Below are 18,231 nucleotides of genomic sequence, written 5' to 3'. Positions count from 1 at the left end.
ACCACCTTTTTATATAATATTTACATTAACATTATGATACTATTATTTGCAAAACGTGTCAAGATATTTAAAACAAATTTATCGTTTTGTACTTATATCACACACACTTACTCACCGTATGCATACAGAAATAAAAGTCTAAATATTTGTTGATATTTAGACTTTTATTCTTTATAAATTTATTCTACATTTTGTCTCTTTTGCAATCTTCGTTGTTATTTTCATTATTATTTTCGTTATTTTGATTATTGTTCATTTTATTGTTCTTTTTTTTGACTTTGTTATTCTTTTTATTGTTGTCATTTTGATATTTATTCATTGTTTTATCCCTTTAATTAATTATTTTGGTTTTTGCAATTCATTAAATAATAAATTAATTCCTTTCTTTTATATTATCAACTTTGTGCTGACAAATATATTATTTGCAAAAAACGCATTAATAAACTAAAATTTAAAGGATTTTTTTCTACTTTTTTTCATTTAAAATGTTTTTAGCCATTCTAACTCCCATAAGAGAAGCCATCATTAATCCTCTAGTCCAACCACTTGAATCTCCTAAACAGTATAATCCTTTTATGTTAGTCTCAAATTTATCATCGATATTAATTTTATTGCTATAAAATTTAATTTCAGGTCCATATAGCAATGTTTCAACACTAGCAAAACCCGGAACAACTTTATTCATTTGCTCAATAAAATTTAAAAGATTTACCATTGTTCTATATGGTATAGCACTTGTTAAATCTCCTGCTACAGCATCACTAAGTGTAGGAATAACATTTGATTGATTAAGTTCCTTTTGCCACGTCCTTTTACCTTCTAATATGTCTCCATATCTTTGTACGATTATATGTCCATTACCCAACATATTTGTCAATTCAGCAACTTTAATACCATATTTTATTGGCTCGTTAAATGGTTTACTGAAATTGTGTGAACAAAGTATAGCAAGATTTGTATTTGAAGATTTTAAGTTTTTATATGAATGACCATTTACAACAGCTAAATCGTTATCGTAATTCTCTTGGCTAACAAATCCACCAGGGTTTTGACAAAAAGTTCTTACTTTATTTTTAAATGGTAAAGGATAACCAATCAATTTTGATTCATATAATATATTGTTTACCTCTTCCATAACTTCATTTCTAACTTCTACTCTTACTCCAATATCTACTGTACCAGCACTATGATTTATATGATGTTTAACGCATAATTCTTTTAGCCATTCTGCGCCTTTTCTTCCAGCACAAACAATAACTTTTTCCGCATATACTTCTTTTTCAGTATCATGGTTTGTAGAATTAGCAATAACTAAACCTTTTATGCTATTATCTTCAACTATAAAATCTTTTGCTAAAGTGTTAAATCTTATTTCAACACCGTTACTTATCAAATACTGTTCAATTTTTAAGTAAATTTCCTGTGCCTTTTCAGTTCCTAAATGTCTTATAGGACAGTCAACAAGTTTTAGTCCTGCCTCTATTGCTTTTCTTCTAATACCTTTAACATCTTCTGAATTTCCAACACCTTCGACTTTAGTATCTGCACCAAATTTCAAGTATATTTCATCAGTATATTTGATTAACTCCTCTACTACATCATACCCAATCAAATCTGGCAAATCTCCACCGACATGGCTACTTAATGATAACTTTCCATCTGAAAATGCACCTGCTCCAGAAAATCCTGTAGTTATATTACAATATGGTTTGCAATGAACGCATTCTTTTGTTTTATCTTTCGGACAACTTCTTTTTTCAATACTTTTTCCTTTTTCAACTAGTAATATTTTCTTTTGACTATTATTTTTAACTAATTCTAAAGCAGTAAATATTCCTGAAGGGCCTGCTCCAGCAATAACAACATCATACTTCATTATAATTCTCCTTTTAGTTTATTAGTTACTTATAGCAAAAACTATTTACGGTAGTTTGGTAGAAACATTTTGACCATATTTCAAAATCTATATAAGTGAATGTTTTTATCTCTTTTTGTTTTTTAGTTCGTGTTTATATATATATAATACAATATATATACATATATATCAATACTTTTTTAATAATTAAGCATTAATTACGAACAAAATATTTGTTATAATTAATTTGAATTTATGTTAGATTTAGTGTATACTTGTTAAATGACACAATAATTATAATTTTAGGAAGGACTAACTTATGAATAATAAAATTAAATCGTATATATCTATTACTCTCGTAACTTTTTTTTGGGGATTGTCTTTTATAAGTACAAAAATATGTTTGAAATGGTTCACACCAATTTCACTTGCTTTTTATAGATTCTTAATAGCAACAATAGTTTTGTTTATAATCCTGATTTTAACTGAAAAAAATTTAAAAATTGATAAAACTGATATCTTTAAAATAGTTTTGATGGGATTTACCGGAATGTTTTTATACTTTACATTTGAAAACTTAGCTTTAAGCTTAATGTCAGCTTCTCTAGCTTCAGTTTTAATTGCACTTATGCCAGCCTTTGCTGTTTTAGGAGATTTTTTTATTCTAAAAAAACCTATTTCTAAAGTTAAAATAATTAGTGTTTTAATTTCAATTGTAGGTGCATGCTTAGTAGCAGGTTTCAATTCGGAAGAAAATTCTAAGAACTTAGTACTAGGAATTATATTAATCATGGTATCTTTGGTATCTTGGCTTGCATATAATTATTTATCGATACCATTACAAAAAAAGTATTCAACCATAAAGATTACATTTTATCAAACGGTATTTGGTACTCTATTTTTTTTAATTTGTTTGCCATTTAGCAGAACAAATTTTGCTAATTTCAGCTCTGTTGGCCTTTTAAATCTTCTTTTCTTAGGAGTACTATGTTCAGCAGTTTGTTATTTGCTTTACAATTATTCATTAAATCATATAGATGTTGTAATTTGCAGTATTTTCATTAATTTAATGCCTATTATAACAGTTACTGCGAGTGTAATAATTTTACATGAAAAAGTTTCGTTAATTCAAATATTAGGAACATCACTTGTAATCTTATCGGTTTTCGTAGCAACAAAAGAAAAATCTTCTAATATAAGTAATTACTAAATAAAAAATATCACTACTAAAGATTAAATAATCTACATATGCACAAAGAAATCACCATCGCACTTTATTGTGCGATGGTGATTCGTCCGTTAGATGTTTTTTATTTAAAAGTACACATACTTAATAATCAATACCATAATTGCAATGTTTATTATCAAAGCTAAGGCAGTTATTATGCAAAATTTAACTTTCCTAGTTTTATGATGAAATAAATACATAGCAAGTATACTTCCATACACTCCACCAGTGAATGAAACTAAATATAATGAGCTTTCTCTAATTCTCCATTTATCCTTTATAGCTTTTCTTTTGTCTACATAAAACATTATAAATGCCACAAGATTAATTATTAATAAATATAACAACAAATACCACATATTATCTCTTCCTTGCTATTAGTTTATTTATTTTTTTACCACTCATTGAGAATTTTTCCTCATATTCGGTCATAATATTACATTGATTGTACTCACTATTGTGTAAATCTCTTGTTACCATAATTAAATCCCAATTATCCAATGTAAATTGTTCAATAGAATACTCAAACAAATCATTATTATCAGTTTTCATATGAACTTCACCATTATCTACTAATACTTTTCTGTAAATATCAAGAAATCCTTTATGTGTAAGTCTTCTCTTATAATGCGATGGCTTTGGCCACGGGTCAGAAAAATTTAAGTATATTCTTCCAACTGATTTTTCAGGAAAAAGCTCGGTTAAAATATCACCATTCGAATAAACTATATAGTAATTTTCCGCATCATCTTCACTTGAACATTTTACACATCTATATGCAACTTTTATGCTTTTTTCAAAGCCTAAAAAATTTACATCTGGATTTTTCAACGCAATTCCTCTAATAAACTGTCCTTTGCCACAACCAAGTTCAACATGTATTGGATTATCATTATTGAATTTATCCTTTATTGTATATTTGTAGTCTGTAGGCTCAACTATTCCTTTGGGATGATTTTTTACAAAGTCATATTGACCTTCAACATATCTTAATCTCATTAAAACTTCTCCTTATTTAATTAAATACAATTATACACTACAAAACTAAATTAAACAAAATATTTTTTAATAAACCTTGTAATTTTATATTTAATATTGTACTATAACTAAAATACATATAATTAGGAGGTTTATATATGAGCTATATACAATCATTAAGTGGTCCACTTCTATATATTATTATATTCTTAGCTAAAATTGTTGAAGTAACACTTATGACCCTTAGAGTTGTTTATATCAATAAAGGTGAAAAGTTAATAGGTGCTATTATAGCATTTTTTGAAGTTTTTATTTGGATTATAGTAGTGAGCTCTGTACTTAACAATTTAGCTGAAGATCCAATAAAAATACTAGTATACTGTTCTGCATTTGCAATAGGTAACTATCTTGGTGTAATTATTGAAAATAAATTAGCTGTTGGTCTTTCTTCTATGCAAGTTATTGTTCCAGAAGATGTAGGCTTTAAAATAGCTACTACACTTAGAAACAACCATTACGGTGTTACTATAATTGATGGTAAAGGTATAGATGATGTAAAAAAAGATATCCTAATTGTTATGCTAAAGAGGAAAAGAATAAAAGAAGCTAAAGTTATAATCAACGAAGAATTACCAAATGCACTAATTACTATAAATGATGTTAAAAATCTACATGGTGGATATATAAAAAAATAAAACTAAAGAAGTGTAATAAACTAAATTTATTTATTACACTTCTTTTTTAATATAATTACACGAATTCATTGTAAATTGCAGTTATACTTTTTTCAAAGTTTTTATTATCCACACCTATAATTACATTTATTTCACTTAATCCTTGACTAATTAATTTTATATCTATGTTTTCTTTTTCCAATGCTCCAAAAAGTCTCTTGAAAATTGACGACTTATTTTTTATATGTCTTCCTACAGATGCAATTAGCGCAATGTTGTTAGACACCTCTATATTTTCTGCTTTACACCTTAACTTAAGTTCATCAGAAATTTGATTCTCAATTTGATTTACATTTTTGCTTGCAACAACAACTGAAAATTTATCTATGCCCGTTGGCACATGTTCTATAATTATCTTTCTTGCTTCAAAAACTTCTAGAGCCCTTTTAATAATTCCAACAGATGCAGCCATGTTTTCCTTGCATATAGAAAAAATAGTGTACTCTTTTTTACCAGCTATTCCTGTTATTATTTTTGGATCTTCTTTATCATTAATTTGATCTACTATTAAAGTACCACAATCTAAAGGAAAGTTAGTATTTCTAATATTTATTGGTATATTTGATTGTCTCGCAGGAAAAACAGCCTCATCATGCAACACAGTTGCACCCATATATGCAAGTTCTCTTAGTTCTCTATAAGTAATTACTTCTATTTTTTTTGGTTTTTTTATTATTCTTGGGTCCGCCATTAGAAATCCTGAAACATCAGTCCAATTCTCATACACATCAGCATTTACAGCCTTTGCAACTATTGCTCCAGTGATATCAGAACCACCTCTTGTAAAAGTCTTTATTCTTCCATTAAACATTGAACCATAAAATCCCGGTACTACTACATTTTCTATACCTTTCAATGCATTGCATATCTGTGTATTAGTTTTATTTGCATCTAATACACCATTATCATCAAAAAAAATAATATCCTTAGCATCAATATATTTAAAATCTAAATATTTAGATAAAATTATACTATTAAGATACTCTCCTCTACTCACAAAATAATCTTTACTACAACCATCTTGTAATTCCAATAATATTTGCTCTAATTCATTTTGTATTTTTATATCAATTTTAAGTGTATCGACAATATTGTTAAATATTTCTGATATTTGTGCAAATATTTCTTTATATGAAGTATTATTCTTTTTGTTTTCATAGCATAAATATAGTAAATCAGTAATTTTATTATTTTTATTGTTTATACTACCAGGGGCAGACGCTATAACATATTTTATTAAAGTATCGTGTTTAATTATATCATATACCTTTTTAAATTGATTTGCATCTGCTAAAGAGGTTCCTCCAAATTTAGCTACTTTAATCACTTTAATCCCCCTTAATATTTTTGCTTAGCTAATGATTAAATTATTAATGATTTTTTAAGAATTTTATATTATAATATTCCTTAGTTCATGTTTGTGTTAATATATAAATGAAAAAAATTATTAATAACTATTTCGCAACTAACAATTTGGTTATATATACATACATATATGTATGATAAAGTATTTTGTTAATTTTTCATACATTACATAAATTACAACAAATATAAAGGATTTATTTGAAGTATTAGCGAAATTAGTAGAGAAACAAAAGAATAGTTGAAAATTATACGAATAAATGATATATTACAATAGTTTAGGAGATGATAAAATGTTATGTTCTGTATGTAAAAAAAATGTTGCCGTTATATTTGTAAATAAAATTGTTGATGGCAAAATGCAATCTACAGGTTTATGTATACCATGTGCTAAAAAACAAGGTCTAGCCCCAATGGATCAAATAATGCAACAAAGTGGTTTTATGCCTGAAGATTTTGACAATATAAATAATCAATTGACAGAAGTTATGGGTGATTTAGATTTAGATCAGCTTGCTGATAATATGGGATCAATTGAAAATGGAGATGTAGAAAGTTTTGACAAAAAGGATTTAGGAAATTTAATGAATTTTATGAACACTGCTTTTTCAGGTAACTTAACCAATAAAAACAATGAAGAAGATCAAAATTTAGCTAATATAGAAAATTTAAATAATGACACCTCAAAAGGTGGAACTAAAGTTAAAGAAAAGTCAAAAAGAAAGAAAAGAAAATATCTTGACACATATGGTATCAATTTAACAACCAAAGCCTTAGAAGGTGGAATTGATAGAATTGTAGGAAGAGAAAAAGAAATTGATAGAGTTATTCAAATACTAAATAGACGTTCTAAAAACAATCCTGTTCTTATAGGAGAACCTGGTGTTGGTAAAACTGCAATTGCAGAAGGTTTAGCTGTTAAAATTGCTGATAAACAAGTTCCTGTTAAATTATATAATACTGAAATTTATTTATTGGATTTAACTGCTCTTGTTGCTGGTACACAATTTAGAGGTCAATTTGAATCTCGAATGAAAGCATTGATAGATGAAGCTCGAAAAGCTGGTAATATCATATTAATTATAGATGAAATCCATAACATTGTTGGTGCTGGAGATGCTGAAAGCGGAGCAATGAATGCCGCTAACATCTTAAAACCTGCGCTAGCAAAGGGAGAAATTCAAGTTATTGGTGCTACTACACTCAATGAGTATAGAAAGCATATTGAAAAAGACACTGCACTTGAAAGAAGATTTCAACCTGTTATAGTTGATGAACCTTCAATTAGTGATTCAATTGAAATATTGATGGGAATTAAAGATTATTATGAAAATTATCATAAAGTAAAAATCAGCCAAAAAATTGTGGAAACTGCAGTTAAAATGTCAGAAAGATATATAACAGATAGATTTTTACCAGATAAAGCAATTGACGTTATAGATGAAGCAGGATCAAGAGTAAACCTTAAGAACAAAGGTCTTATAGATCTCGAAGCTTTAAGAAGTGAGTTGAATCAAGTTAAATTTCAAAAAGAAGAAGCTGCTACTAATGATAATTATGAGAAAGCCGCAGAATGTAAGGTAAATGAATTAAGACTTGAGGGTAATATTGCAAAATTATCTAATGAATGCGAAAATATTCAATTAACTGAAGAAGATATAGCGTACGTTATAGAATCTTGGACAAAAGTTCCTGTTCAAAAAATAACTGAAGTAGAAGCTGAAAAACTTATTCACCTAGAAGATAGGCTTCATAAAAGAGTCATTGGTCAGCAAAAAGCTGTTGAAGGATTGTCTCGTGCAATAAGAAGAAGTCGTTCTGGCTTCAGAAAGAAAAGAAAACCTGCATCATTTATTTTTGTGGGTCCTACTGGAGTAGGTAAAACTGAACTTGCAAGAACACTTGCTTATGAAATGTTTGAAAATGAAGAAGCTATGATTAGAATAGATATGTCTGAGTATATGGAAAAACATACTGTATCTAAATTGATTGGAGCACCTCCAGGATATGTTGGATTTGATCAAGCTGGTTTTTTAACTGAAAAAATTAGACGTAAGCCTTATTCAGTTATTTTACTTGATGAAATAGAAAAAGCTCACTCTGATGTATTTAATATACTACTTCAAATTCTTGAGGATGGTAGACTTACAGATAACCAGGGAAGAACCGTAAATTTTGAAAACACAATAATTATTATGACATCAAATATTGGAAATACAGGTTCTTCAAACTTAATTGGTTTTGGATATGGTTCAAACAAAGAATACAATTTACTAGAAGCTAAAATTCAAGCAGCTCTAAAAGAAACATTCAAACCTGAGTTTTTAAACAGAGTTGATGAAATTGTAGTATTCAATGAGCTTACAAAAGAAGAACTTAGAAAAATAGTAGACTTAATGCTTGAAGAAGTTATAGAAGAAGCAAACGAAAAAAGCATTACAATTAATGTTTCAGAAGAAATGAAGGATTTCATACTTGAAAAGGGATATGATCCTAAGTACGGGGCAAGACCTCTTAGAAGAACTATTCAAAAATATGTTGAAGACGAAATTTCAGAAAGTTTCCTTAAAGGTGAACTTAGAGAAGGTTCAACAGTTGATATAACAGTTAAAGATGAAAAAACAATTTTAGATATAAAATAATTAATAAAAAATCCCCATAGCAACTTTGAAAGTGCTATGGGGATTTTATGCAATGATACAGATTATTTGGTTAATATTGAAACATAATCTAATTGCGAAATAACTAGTAATTTTACCATTTGAACGAATAACTACCTTTATGATTTACCGCATCAACTCTGATTGTATATGTACCACTCTCTGTAATTGAAACAGTAAAATTAGATGTTGGAATATTGGTGCCTCGATAAACAGCATTTTCAACATCATCATCTTTTGCAATATACGCACTAATTTTTCCATTTTCTGTTTTAATATCTACTGTTACAATAATTTCTTCTCCTTCCTTTACTTTAAGCTTATAATACTTATACCCCTTGAATTTTTCATATTTCATTGACATTTCATTAGCATTATTTTTTTCAACTGACTTAGTAGTTATATATGAGCCACCACTACAACCACACAAAAATAAAATTAAAACTAACATTACGCTAAAAATTGCAAATCTACTTTTCATTATAATTCCTCCATAAAATAATTTTTTTCTCTATGTATTAATTCCTTTTTTTATTCGTTGATATTAAAATCTCGTTTGATACCACATAATTTTATCTGCAATACTATTGATAGAATTGTTGCTATAACAAAGAAACAAAACGCTACAATATTTGAAACATTCAAACTTTTTGAATAGATGCAAGTCATAACAAATAATATTAATGTCAAAAAAGACACTGTTAGACAGGCATTGCGTTGTTTCTTGTAAAAATTAATCCTATCTTCTTTAGTTGTATGTAATTCAAAAGGCTTTCCATCATGTTTTTTTTCTACAATTAAAAGCTCTTTATTGTATGTTCCGGGAGATGTTGCCAATTTTCCCATACCCTTACCATACGGTCTAAAAACAATTTTTCCATATGACCAATTCAAATTGATATTTTTAGAAAAAACAGTATATCCTATTTGTTCTAAAAAATTCTTATAATTATTTAATTCACTAACAGATTTTTCAGCAACAAAATCAATATAATATTGATATTCATTTGGTTTGCATTTTTCAAATTCATAAATTAACTTACCTACATTTATCAACCTATATCCTTTTGATGACATTTCATTTAACCACTTTTGCTGACTTTCAATAAAGCAAAAAAAATATCTGACAATTTTTTTACTCATAATCATTCCCCTTTCGTGATTTCGTTTGCAATAATAAGAATTTCATTCAATCGTTCTATTTCTTTTTCTACAATTTCTCTTCCGAGCGAAGTAATCAAATATTCCTTTTTTCTATTTTCTTCACTACTGCACAATGCAATCCATTTCTTTTTATATAATGTATTAAGAGCACCATACAATGAACCCGCTCCCAAATTTAATCTACCTTTTGTTTTTTCTTCAACAAACTGCATAATAGCATATCCATGTTTAGGTGTATGCAAAGATAAAAGAATAAAAAAGGTTACTTCAGTTAATGCACCGCTTTTTGCGTTATCTCTCAAAACATCACCTCATTTATTACGTTTACTGTAATACTAATATATCACTAACCGTAATAAATGTCAATAAAAAAAAGCACACGATACCGAAATATCATGTGCTAATTCTAAAATCATTGAATTTACACATTACAATTGCACAATGCCCATTTTTTTATTGCCAATATCTTTTGAAGAAATTTTCCGCATTTTTATAACAAACAGCTTCTATTTCTTTAGAAGTGAATTTATAATGTTCCATTGTCTCTGGTAGCGTATGCATGTCCTGAGCTCCTTTCACTTCAAGTTCTCCACCAATCCCATCAAAATCAGTTCCAAGACCTAATATATCAAGCCCTCCAACATTTATTATGTGTCTAATATGCTTCATCATCGCATCAAGTGTACTTATTTCATCATTTTGTAAAAATGCACCGCAGAAATTAAGTCCTGTAATTCCTCCATTGTTTGCAAGCATTTTTATCATTTCATCAGTTAAATTTCTTGGATGTCCTTGAATACTTCTTGCATTTGAATGAGTTGCCATAAACGGACGTTTAGAATATTTACAAACATCATAAAATCCACCATCTGATAGATGAGAAACATCAACAATAATTCCTAAATCATTCATTCTCTCAATAGTCTCTATGCCAAAAGGCTTAAGTCCTTTGTTTTGATATTTTAACTGGTGATTAGGGAAACCTAAACAATTTTCAAAATTCCAAGTAAGAGTAATAGCTCTAACACCTTTTTTGAACATTTCATCTAATCTTTCAATTTTATTCTCTATTATACCGCCCTCTTCTACAGTTAAAAATGCAGATAATAAATTTTTATTCTTATTATTTATATAATCATTGTAGTTACCTGCAAAAGCTACCTTATCCTTGTTTTTATCTAACTCTTGATAAAACAAGTCAAACGCATTCATTGCAATTTTATAATAGTCAACTTCACAATCTTTATTAGAAGAAAATTCATCTTTAAATGCATTTAAATATGAATTTTCCTCTGTCTTAACACTTTTATCCATGTAAATGAACGTAGCAAAAAACTGAGCTAAATAATTGCTTTTTATAAGTCGTTCAATATCAATGTGATAATTGTTTTTATACAAATCTTCCTTGTCTAACTTTCCTTCTACTTTATCCTTGTAGTATTTCATTAATGTATCAATGTGAAAATCAATAAAATTCATAATGTCCTCCAAAACTAATTCATATTTTTAATCTGCTAATAATTCTTCTAATTCATCAATTAAGCTTCCAAACAATTCTAATGCATCATTAATTGGTTGAGAAGTTTTCATATCAATACCAGCAACTTCTAATAATTCTATAGGAGTAAGTGAGCATCCTCCACCTAAGAACTTCAAATATCTTTTAACAGCTTTGTCTCCATCATTTAATATTTTTCTACTTAAAGCTATCGCAGCCGAATAACCTGTAGCATATTGATATACATAGAAATTGAAGAAAAAATGTGGGATTCTTGACCATTCTAAAGCTACCTCATTATCTACTACTATATCATCACCAAAATATTCTACATTTAAATCATAATATAATTTATTTAATACATCTGCAGTTAAACTCTTACCTGATTCAGCCATTTGATGTGATAACATTTCAAACTCAGCAAACATAGTTTGTCTAAATATAGTTCCCTTAAATTGCTCTAAAAAATGATTTATTAAATTTGCTCTACCAACTTTATCAGTTGTTTTTGATAATAGATATTCCATTAAAAGTGCTTCATTGCATGTTGAAGCTACTTCTGCAACGAATGTCTTGTAATGTGTATACGGTGTTGGTTGCGTTTTATTTGATAAATATGAGTGGATTGCGTGACCCATTTCATGTGCTAGTGTAAATTCACTATTTATATTATCTGCATAATTCAATAATACAAAAGGGTGAACCTTTGCCCCTGCTGAATACGCACCACTTCTTTTACCATCATTTTCATAAACATCTATCCATCTGTTTTCAAAACCCTCTTTTAATATTGCTTGATATTCTTTTCCTAATGGGGCAACCGCCTCATAAACGTTTTTCTTTGCTTCTTCAAAAGTTATTTTCTCACTTGTACCCTTTACAACTGGAGTATACAAATCATACATATGTAATTCATCTAAATTTAAAAGTTTTTTTCTAAGTTTAACATATTTATGCATATAATGCATGTTCTGATGAACTGCTTCAACTAAATTTTTATACACCTGTGTTGGTACATTGCTTTCATCAAGAGATTTTTCAAGAGTGGAATTATAATTTCTAGCATTTGCGTAAAACATTAATTGCTTAACATGTGCAAAATACGAAGAAGCAGATGTGTTTTTGAATTTATCTAGTGTATTGTGTAAGTTCATAAATGCTTCTTTTCTAACTCTTTGGTCTTTATTTTTTATAAACGATGTATATGTACCGGCAGTTAATTTTCTTGAGTTTCCATTTTCATCTGTTACATCTGGGAACTCTAAATCTGCATTTCTAAACATTGACATAATATTAGATGGAGATGACGCCAAGTCTTCTGCTGCTGCTAATATTTTTTCTTCCTTTTCTGAAAGAATATGTTCCTTTTTTCTTCTAATTTCATTAATTAAAATCTCATATATGAGTAAAGAATTATTATCTTTATAAAATTTATCTAGTGTTTTTTCTGGTATAGCTAAAATCTCAGGAGTCTCGAATGCTGTAGCACTTCCTATTTTAACACTTAAGTTCTTTATTCTACTTGATAAATCCTGATATGTAGCATTTTTAGTATCTTCATCAAACTTTCTCTGAGCATAATTAAAAATTCTATTTACTTTTATACTCAATTCATCATTTAGCTTTAAATAACTAAACAATTTATCTGCTGACTCACCTAATGAACCCTTAAATGAGGATAGTTGTTCAACTATTTTTAGTGCATTATCAAAATCATCATTCCACAATTTATCATTCGCATACAAATCTTCTGTTGCCCAAGTATATTTAGGATCCATTTCACTTCTTTTTTTTATTATATCCATGTTCAATCTCTCCTCGTAATTTTAATTTTACTTACAAATAGTATATATCAATTAATAGAATTCGTCTATACCTCATTAACACATATGTTACTAGCTGAGTTTAATAGTTATAACAAATAGTTTTAAAAAATTATTTTAAAATTATTAAAAAAAGTATTGACAGCCACATTATATTAGTGTACTATTTAACTATGTTACTAATACAAGTAAGGAGGTTTACATTTGGAATTTGATAACAACATTCCTATATACATTCAAGTGATAAACAAAATAAAGCAAGATTTAATCACAGGCAAGCTTAAAAATGGTGATAAAATGCCATCTGCTAGAGACTTGTCTGCTGAGCTTAAAATTAATTTGAATACTGTAGCTAGAGTTTACAAGGAACTTGAAATAGAGGGTATAGTTTTTACTAAAAGGGGAATTGGAACTTACGTTACTGAATCACTTGAAAAAATTTCATCTATTAAAACAGATTACGCAAAGGATTTATTGTCTAGTTTTATTTTTGGAATGCGGAAAATAGGATTTAACAATCAGCAAATAGTTAGTATATTAAAAGAAAATATTGAAGGAGATTATAATGAATAATTTATTAAAAATTGATGGCCTAACAAAAAAATATTACAATAAAGTTGCGTTAGACGACATCACATTAACATTTAATAGTGGAAAAATTTACGGCTTGCTCGGACCAAATGGCAGTGGTAAAACTACACTTATGAAAGTTGTAGCTGGATTGCATAAGCAAACAAAAGGAAGTATTTTAATCAATGGCGAACCTATATCTTATAAAACAAAGGGCATAGTTGCTTACATGCCAACTGAAAACTTTTTAATTGATAACTTTAAAATTAAACAGGTATTAAAATTCTATAAGGACATGTACAAAGATTTTGATGAAGAAAAAGCTATTAAACTTCTATCAACTCTTAAGGTTAACATCAATACAACCGTTAAATCATTGTCATCAGGACTTGTTGCAAAATTAAAACTTGCACTTACGCTTTCAAGAGATGCTTCTGTTTATATGTTTGATGAACCATTAAATGGCATTGATATTTTAGCAAGGGAAGATATAATTAACTGTATCGTAAATTCTTGTGGCGAAGATAAAATTATTATAGTATCTAGTCATATAGTTGATGAAATTGAAAAACTATTTGATGATGTAGTATTTATCAAAGAACAAAAAGTTGCCTTGGAAGGTAATGCTGAACAATTGAGAATTGAGCATGGAAAGTCAATAGAAAATATTTATAAGGAGATTTATGGATAATGATTAAATTAATAAAATATGAATTTATAAAAAAATCAAAATTATTTTTAATACTTTTGGTAAGCTCAATTTTAGCAAATGTAGCTTTGGGATTAATTTACGATATGAGTGGCATTGCAATATTTTTAGGCCTATCACCGATTATACTAGGAATATTATATATATATGAACTTATCAAAACATATAGTGATGCCTTAAATAAAAATACTGGTTATATGACTTTTATGACACCTAATAGTGGTTATAAAATCATTGGCTCTAAATTACTTTTTACTCTTTTAGTAGGACTTATATTTTTTATTGGATATATTATGTTTGTAGGTGTAAATGGTTTAATTATTGTTATTCGAAATTTTCCATTAGGCCAATTGAAAGAGGGCTTTACGACTTTGCTTATTGAACTAAACGAAGTAGCTAAACAATTACTAAACATGAATATTGGTGATGTTTTATTGTTTGTACTAATGATATTGGTTAGTTCAATAGTATTTACGCTAACCGTTTATTCTTCAATAACAATTAGGAAAAGTTTGTTTTCAAACACAAAATATGGTGGTGTATTAAGCTTTATCATCTTCATTGTACTTAATTTAATTATTGGAAAACTTGGAGAGCTTTTATCTAGAGGAGTGAATTTAGACTATACGATTCAACAAATTAACATTAGCAATAATATTAACATTACTTATCCATCAAAATATATGTTTACTTTATTTATGGTTATGATAGTATACAACGCAGTAGTTTCATTAGTACTTATGATTAGCTCTGGATATTTATTAGAACATAAAATTAATTTATAATTTTTATAACAAAAAAGGATTATCCTTCTTAGTTAGTTGGATAATCCTTTTTTTAATTCTATTCTAGTCTGCTAATAATTCTTCTAATTCATCAATCAATGTTCCAAATAATTTCAATGCTTCATTGATTGGTTGTGCAGTTGTCATATCTACACCAGCAATTTTCAATAATTCAATTGGAGTTTTTGAACAACCACCACTTAAAAACTTCTTGTAGTTTTTAACTGCTTCTTCACCTTCATCAAGTATTTTTCTTGATAAAGCTATTGCAGCTGAGTAACCAGTTGCATATTGGAATACATAGAAATTGTAGAAAAAGTGTGGAATTCTTGCCCATTCAATTGCTATTTCTTTATCAACTACTATATCTTCACCATAATATTTAACATTTAAATCATAATATACTTTGCTCAATGCATCTGCAGTCAAAGTCATACCTTTTTCTGCCATCTCATTTGTAATCATTTCAAACTCTGCAAACATTGTTTGACGATATATTGTTCCCCTGAATTGTTCAAGAAAATGATTAATTAAATATGCTCTTTCAAGTTTATCTGTAGTTTTATTAAGTAAATATTCCATAAGTAATGCTTCATTGCAAGTTGATGCTACTTCTGCGACAAATATTACATATTCTGCATCAAGAGGCTTTTGTGTTTTGTTAGATAAATATGAGTGAATTGAGTGTCCCATCTCATGAGCTAGTGTAAATTCACTATCTAAGCTATCTGTATGATTTAATAATACATATGGGTGAACTTTTGCTCCTGCTGAATATGCACCACTACTTTTTCCTTCATTTTCATATACGTCTATCCATCTGTTTTCAAAGCCTTCCTTTAAAATCGCTTGATAGTCTTTACCAAGTGGTGCTACAGCTTCCATAACATTTTTCTTAGCTTCTTCAAATGATATTTTAACCTCTGCATTATTTACAACAGTTGTATATAAATCATACATATGCAACTCATCTAAGCCAAGAAGTTTTTTCCTAAGCTTAACATATTTGTGCATATAGTGCATATTGTCTTCTACTGCTTTTACTAAGTTTTTATATACACTAACTGGCACATTTGTATTATCAAGTGCTGCTTCTAATGTAGAGTTATACTTTCTTGCTTTTGCAAAGAACATTAATTGTTTTATTTGAGCAAAATATGTAGCTGCTGATGTATTTTTGAACTTATCAAGTGTATGGTATAGCTTCATAAATGCATCTTTTCTAACTTCTCTATTACTGCTTTCCAAATATGAAATAAATGTACCATGTGTTAATTTTTGTGGTTTTGCGTCTTCTCCTATAACATCTGGAAATTCCATATCTGCATCGCTAAGCATCGAAAATATAGTAGAAGGTGCATCTCCTAAGTTTCCTGCCTCAGCCAATAATTTTTCTTGTTCTTCTGATAATATATGCTCTTTTTGTCTTCTTATCTCATCAATATAACGTTTGTAATCTAATAATTCCTTATTTTCTTTATAGAATTTATTTAGAATATCTTCTGAAATGTTTAAGCATTCATTTGTTGCAAATGAATTGGCACTTTGAAATGCAACATAAATATTCATTAATCTACTTGCTAAATCTTGATATGTAGTATTCTTAGTATCTTCATCAGATTTTCTTTGTGCATAATTTGCTACTCTATCCATTTTTAGAACAATTTCCTCTAATAATTTAAAGTACACTACTAATGCATTTGCAGAACTTCCAAGTTTACCTTTATAATCTTGAATTTTTTCTATTAACTTACCTGTATCTATAAAATCCTTTTCCCAGTCACTATCACTAGCATATAAATCCTCAGTTGCCCAAGTATATTTAGGATCAACTTGCGAACGTTTCTTAATTGTCTTTTCCATTATTTTTCTCCTTTTCAAAAGTATCTTAACTAATATTATAATACTTTAAGCTATTTAAGTCTATACCAAATATTTTATATGATTTATCAATGATTAAATTTATTTTTACTCAAAAAATATATATATTGAATAATTTTATATTAATTGTTAAACTATATATATTAGTAGAAAATTTAGGAGGAATTTAATGAATTCATTAGAGTCTAAAAAAGGTTTTAATTCTACAAATTTAAAAATTATAGCACTCATATTAATGTTATTAGATCATATACAATATTTTTTGGGCCCTGCTTTAAACATTCCAATTTGGTTTAGATGGTTAGGAAGGATTAGTGCTCCACTTTTTATATTTACATTAGTAGAAGGTATTAACCATACTCACAACAAATATTTATACATGCTAAGATTGTATATAAGTTTTTTATTTATGGGAATATTTAATATAATAGTAGCCAATAAATTTCCAAGCTTAAATAACCTATCACTATCAAATAATATTTTTGGCACACTATTTTTAATTGCTTACTATACATATTGTATTAGAAATATAACAGATAATTCTGGCAGAACACCAACATATAAAAAAATCTTAAGTATTATATTATTTATAATCCCTTTTGCATCAAGTTATATAGCAAATGTATTAAGTGATACTTCGGTTTCTAAAGTTATTGTTACTATAATTCCAAGTATTTTTTATGTTGAGGGTAGCATAGATTTTGTTATTTTAGGTGTATTCATGGCACTACTTAGCCATGATAGGTCTAAACAATTATTGTTCTATGTTGTTTTTTCGTCACTTTTAATGTTTGTAGCTATTGCAGACGGTGGTTTTAATTTTACAAATTTATTTATGTTAAGATTTCAATGGCTAATGATTTTTGCTGTTGTGCCAATGCATTTTTATAATAATCAAAAAGGTAAAGGATATAAATACTTATTTTATGTATTCTATCCTTTACATATTTACATTTTATATATTTTATCTACATTAATTTGATA

Annotated in this window: 18 protein-coding genes and 1 riboswitch; of the genes, 7 read left to right on the top strand and 11 right to left on the bottom strand. The window is 27.8% G+C overall.

Annotated elements, in window-relative coordinates; all coding sequences use genetic code 11:
• Positions 1-184: 184 nt before the first annotated feature.
• Both JYG23_RS15060 and JYG23_RS12780 read right to left on the bottom strand, forming a co-directional pair.
• A complete protein-coding gene (locus tag JYG23_RS15060) occupies positions 185-319 on the bottom strand; it encodes a hypothetical protein (protein ID WP_256440261.1) in 135 nt (44 codons plus the stop codon).
• A gap of 147 nt (positions 320-466) precedes the next feature.
• Positions 467-1,876, bottom strand: a complete 1,410-nt coding sequence (locus tag JYG23_RS12780; protein WP_207236052.1) for an NAD(P)/FAD-dependent oxidoreductase — start codon at positions 1,874-1,876, stop codon at positions 467-469.
• Positions 1,877-1,888: 12 nt separating this feature from the next.
• Positions 1,889-1,991, bottom strand: a riboswitch (purine riboswitch).
• A 183-nt stretch (positions 1,992-2,174) separates the two neighbouring features.
• On the opposite strand from JYG23_RS12780, the gene JYG23_RS12775 reads away from it, so the two are divergent.
• On the top strand, positions 2,175-3,065 hold the full coding sequence (locus JYG23_RS12775) for a DMT family transporter (protein WP_207236051.1): 891 nt from the start codon (positions 2,175-2,177) through the stop codon (positions 3,063-3,065).
• A 104-nt stretch (positions 3,066-3,169) separates the two neighbouring features.
• Here the strand turns inward: JYG23_RS12775 and JYG23_RS12770 are convergent, their stop codons facing one another.
• Together JYG23_RS12770 and trmB are read right to left on the bottom strand one after the other, a co-directional pair.
• Positions 3,170-3,442 carry a DUF1294 domain-containing protein gene (locus JYG23_RS12770; protein WP_207236050.1) on the bottom strand — a complete coding sequence of 91 codons (273 nt, stop codon included), beginning with the start codon at positions 3,440-3,442 and terminating at the stop codon, positions 3,170-3,172.
• A gap of 1 nt (position 3,443) precedes the next feature.
• Positions 3,444-4,082 (bottom strand): tRNA (guanosine(46)-N7)-methyltransferase TrmB, encoded by a 639-nt coding sequence (trmB, locus tag JYG23_RS12765; protein ID WP_207236049.1) that lies wholly within the window; start codon positions 4,080-4,082, stop codon positions 3,444-3,446.
• 137 nt (positions 4,083-4,219) lie between these two features.
• On the opposite strand from trmB, the gene JYG23_RS12760 reads away from it, so the two are divergent.
• Positions 4,220-4,756 carry a DUF2179 domain-containing protein gene (locus tag JYG23_RS12760; protein WP_207236048.1) on the top strand — a complete coding sequence of 179 codons (537 nt, stop codon included), beginning with the start codon at positions 4,220-4,222 and terminating at the stop codon, positions 4,754-4,756.
• Positions 4,757-4,811: 55 nt separating this feature from the next.
• Here the strand turns inward: JYG23_RS12760 and JYG23_RS12755 are convergent, their stop codons facing one another.
• On the bottom strand, positions 4,812-6,122 hold the full coding sequence (locus JYG23_RS12755; protein ID WP_371818603.1) for an aspartate kinase: 1,311 nt from the start codon (positions 6,120-6,122) through the stop codon (positions 4,812-4,814).
• Between the two features lie 295 nt (positions 6,123-6,417).
• On the opposite strand from JYG23_RS12755, the gene JYG23_RS12750 reads away from it, so the two are divergent.
• Positions 6,418-8,799, top strand: coding sequence for an ATP-dependent Clp protease ATP-binding subunit (locus tag JYG23_RS12750; protein WP_242631579.1), 2,382 nt, complete (start codon positions 6,418-6,420; stop codon positions 8,797-8,799).
• A gap of 112 nt (positions 8,800-8,911) precedes the next feature.
• On the opposite strand, the gene JYG23_RS12745 is transcribed toward JYG23_RS12750, so the two are convergent.
• The 5 genes from JYG23_RS12745 to pepF (JYG23_RS12725) form a co-directional block, all read right to left on the bottom strand.
• On the bottom strand, positions 8,912-9,298 hold the full coding sequence (locus JYG23_RS12745; protein ID WP_207236047.1) for a PPC domain-containing protein: 387 nt from the start codon (positions 9,296-9,298) through the stop codon (positions 8,912-8,914).
• Positions 9,299-9,348: 50 nt separating this feature from the next.
• Positions 9,349-9,960 carry a DUF2812 domain-containing protein gene (locus JYG23_RS12740; protein ID WP_207236046.1) on the bottom strand — a complete coding sequence of 204 codons (612 nt, stop codon included), beginning with the start codon at positions 9,958-9,960 and terminating at the stop codon, positions 9,349-9,351.
• Positions 9,961-9,962: 2 nt separating this feature from the next.
• Positions 9,963-10,283: a PadR family transcriptional regulator gene (locus JYG23_RS12735; protein ID WP_207236045.1), complete on the bottom strand. Its 321-nt coding sequence runs from the start codon at positions 10,281-10,283 to the stop codon at positions 9,963-9,965.
• A 151-nt stretch (positions 10,284-10,434) separates the two neighbouring features.
• Positions 10,435-11,460, bottom strand: a complete 1,026-nt coding sequence (locus JYG23_RS12730) for a dipeptidase (RefSeq protein WP_207236044.1) — start codon at positions 11,458-11,460, stop codon at positions 10,435-10,437.
• Between the two features lie 27 nt (positions 11,461-11,487).
• Entirely contained in the window at positions 11,488-13,284 is a 1,797-nt protein-coding gene (pepF, locus tag JYG23_RS12725; RefSeq protein WP_242631578.1) for an oligoendopeptidase F, read from the bottom strand.
• Between the two features lie 222 nt (positions 13,285-13,506).
• Here pepF (JYG23_RS12725) and JYG23_RS12720 point away from each other — a divergent pair, with 222 nt between their 5' ends.
• Genes JYG23_RS12720 through JYG23_RS12710 form a run of 3 tightly spaced genes read left to right on the top strand, consistent with a single transcriptional unit; the run spans position 13,507 to position 15,366 of the window.
• Positions 13,507-13,875 carry a GntR family transcriptional regulator gene (locus JYG23_RS12720; protein WP_207236042.1) on the top strand — a complete coding sequence of 123 codons (369 nt, stop codon included), beginning with the start codon at positions 13,507-13,509 and terminating at the stop codon, positions 13,873-13,875.
• Positions 13,868-14,563: an ABC transporter ATP-binding protein gene (locus JYG23_RS12715; protein WP_207236041.1), complete on the top strand. Its 696-nt coding sequence runs from the start codon at positions 13,868-13,870 to the stop codon at positions 14,561-14,563. The genes JYG23_RS12720 and JYG23_RS12715 overlap by 8 nt, the downstream gene beginning before the upstream one ends.
• Positions 14,563-15,366 (top strand): hypothetical protein, encoded by an 804-nt coding sequence (locus tag JYG23_RS12710; protein WP_207236040.1) that lies wholly within the window; start codon positions 14,563-14,565, stop codon positions 15,364-15,366. Before JYG23_RS12715 ends, JYG23_RS12710 begins: the two co-directional genes overlap by 1 nt.
• A gap of 63 nt (positions 15,367-15,429) precedes the next feature.
• Here JYG23_RS12710 and pepF (JYG23_RS12705) read toward each other — a convergent pair whose 3' ends face one another.
• On the bottom strand, positions 15,430-17,229 hold the full coding sequence (gene pepF, locus JYG23_RS12705; RefSeq protein WP_207236039.1) for an oligoendopeptidase F: 1,800 nt from the start codon (positions 17,227-17,229) through the stop codon (positions 15,430-15,432).
• A 187-nt stretch (positions 17,230-17,416) separates the two neighbouring features.
• On the opposite strand from pepF (JYG23_RS12705), the gene JYG23_RS12700 reads away from it, so the two are divergent.
• Entirely contained in the window at positions 17,417-18,229 is an 813-nt protein-coding gene (locus JYG23_RS12700; protein ID WP_207236038.1) for a TraX family protein, read from the top strand.
• The last annotated feature ends 2 nt before the right edge of the window (positions 18,230-18,231 follow it).

The organism is Sedimentibacter sp. zth1, from assembly GCF_017352195.1.
In the GTDB taxonomy this organism is placed as follows: domain Bacteria; phylum Bacillota; class Clostridia; order Tissierellales; family Sedimentibacteraceae; genus UBA1535.
Note: the sequence above shows the minus strand (reverse complement) of the source record. Positions and strands in the feature narration are given on the sequence as shown.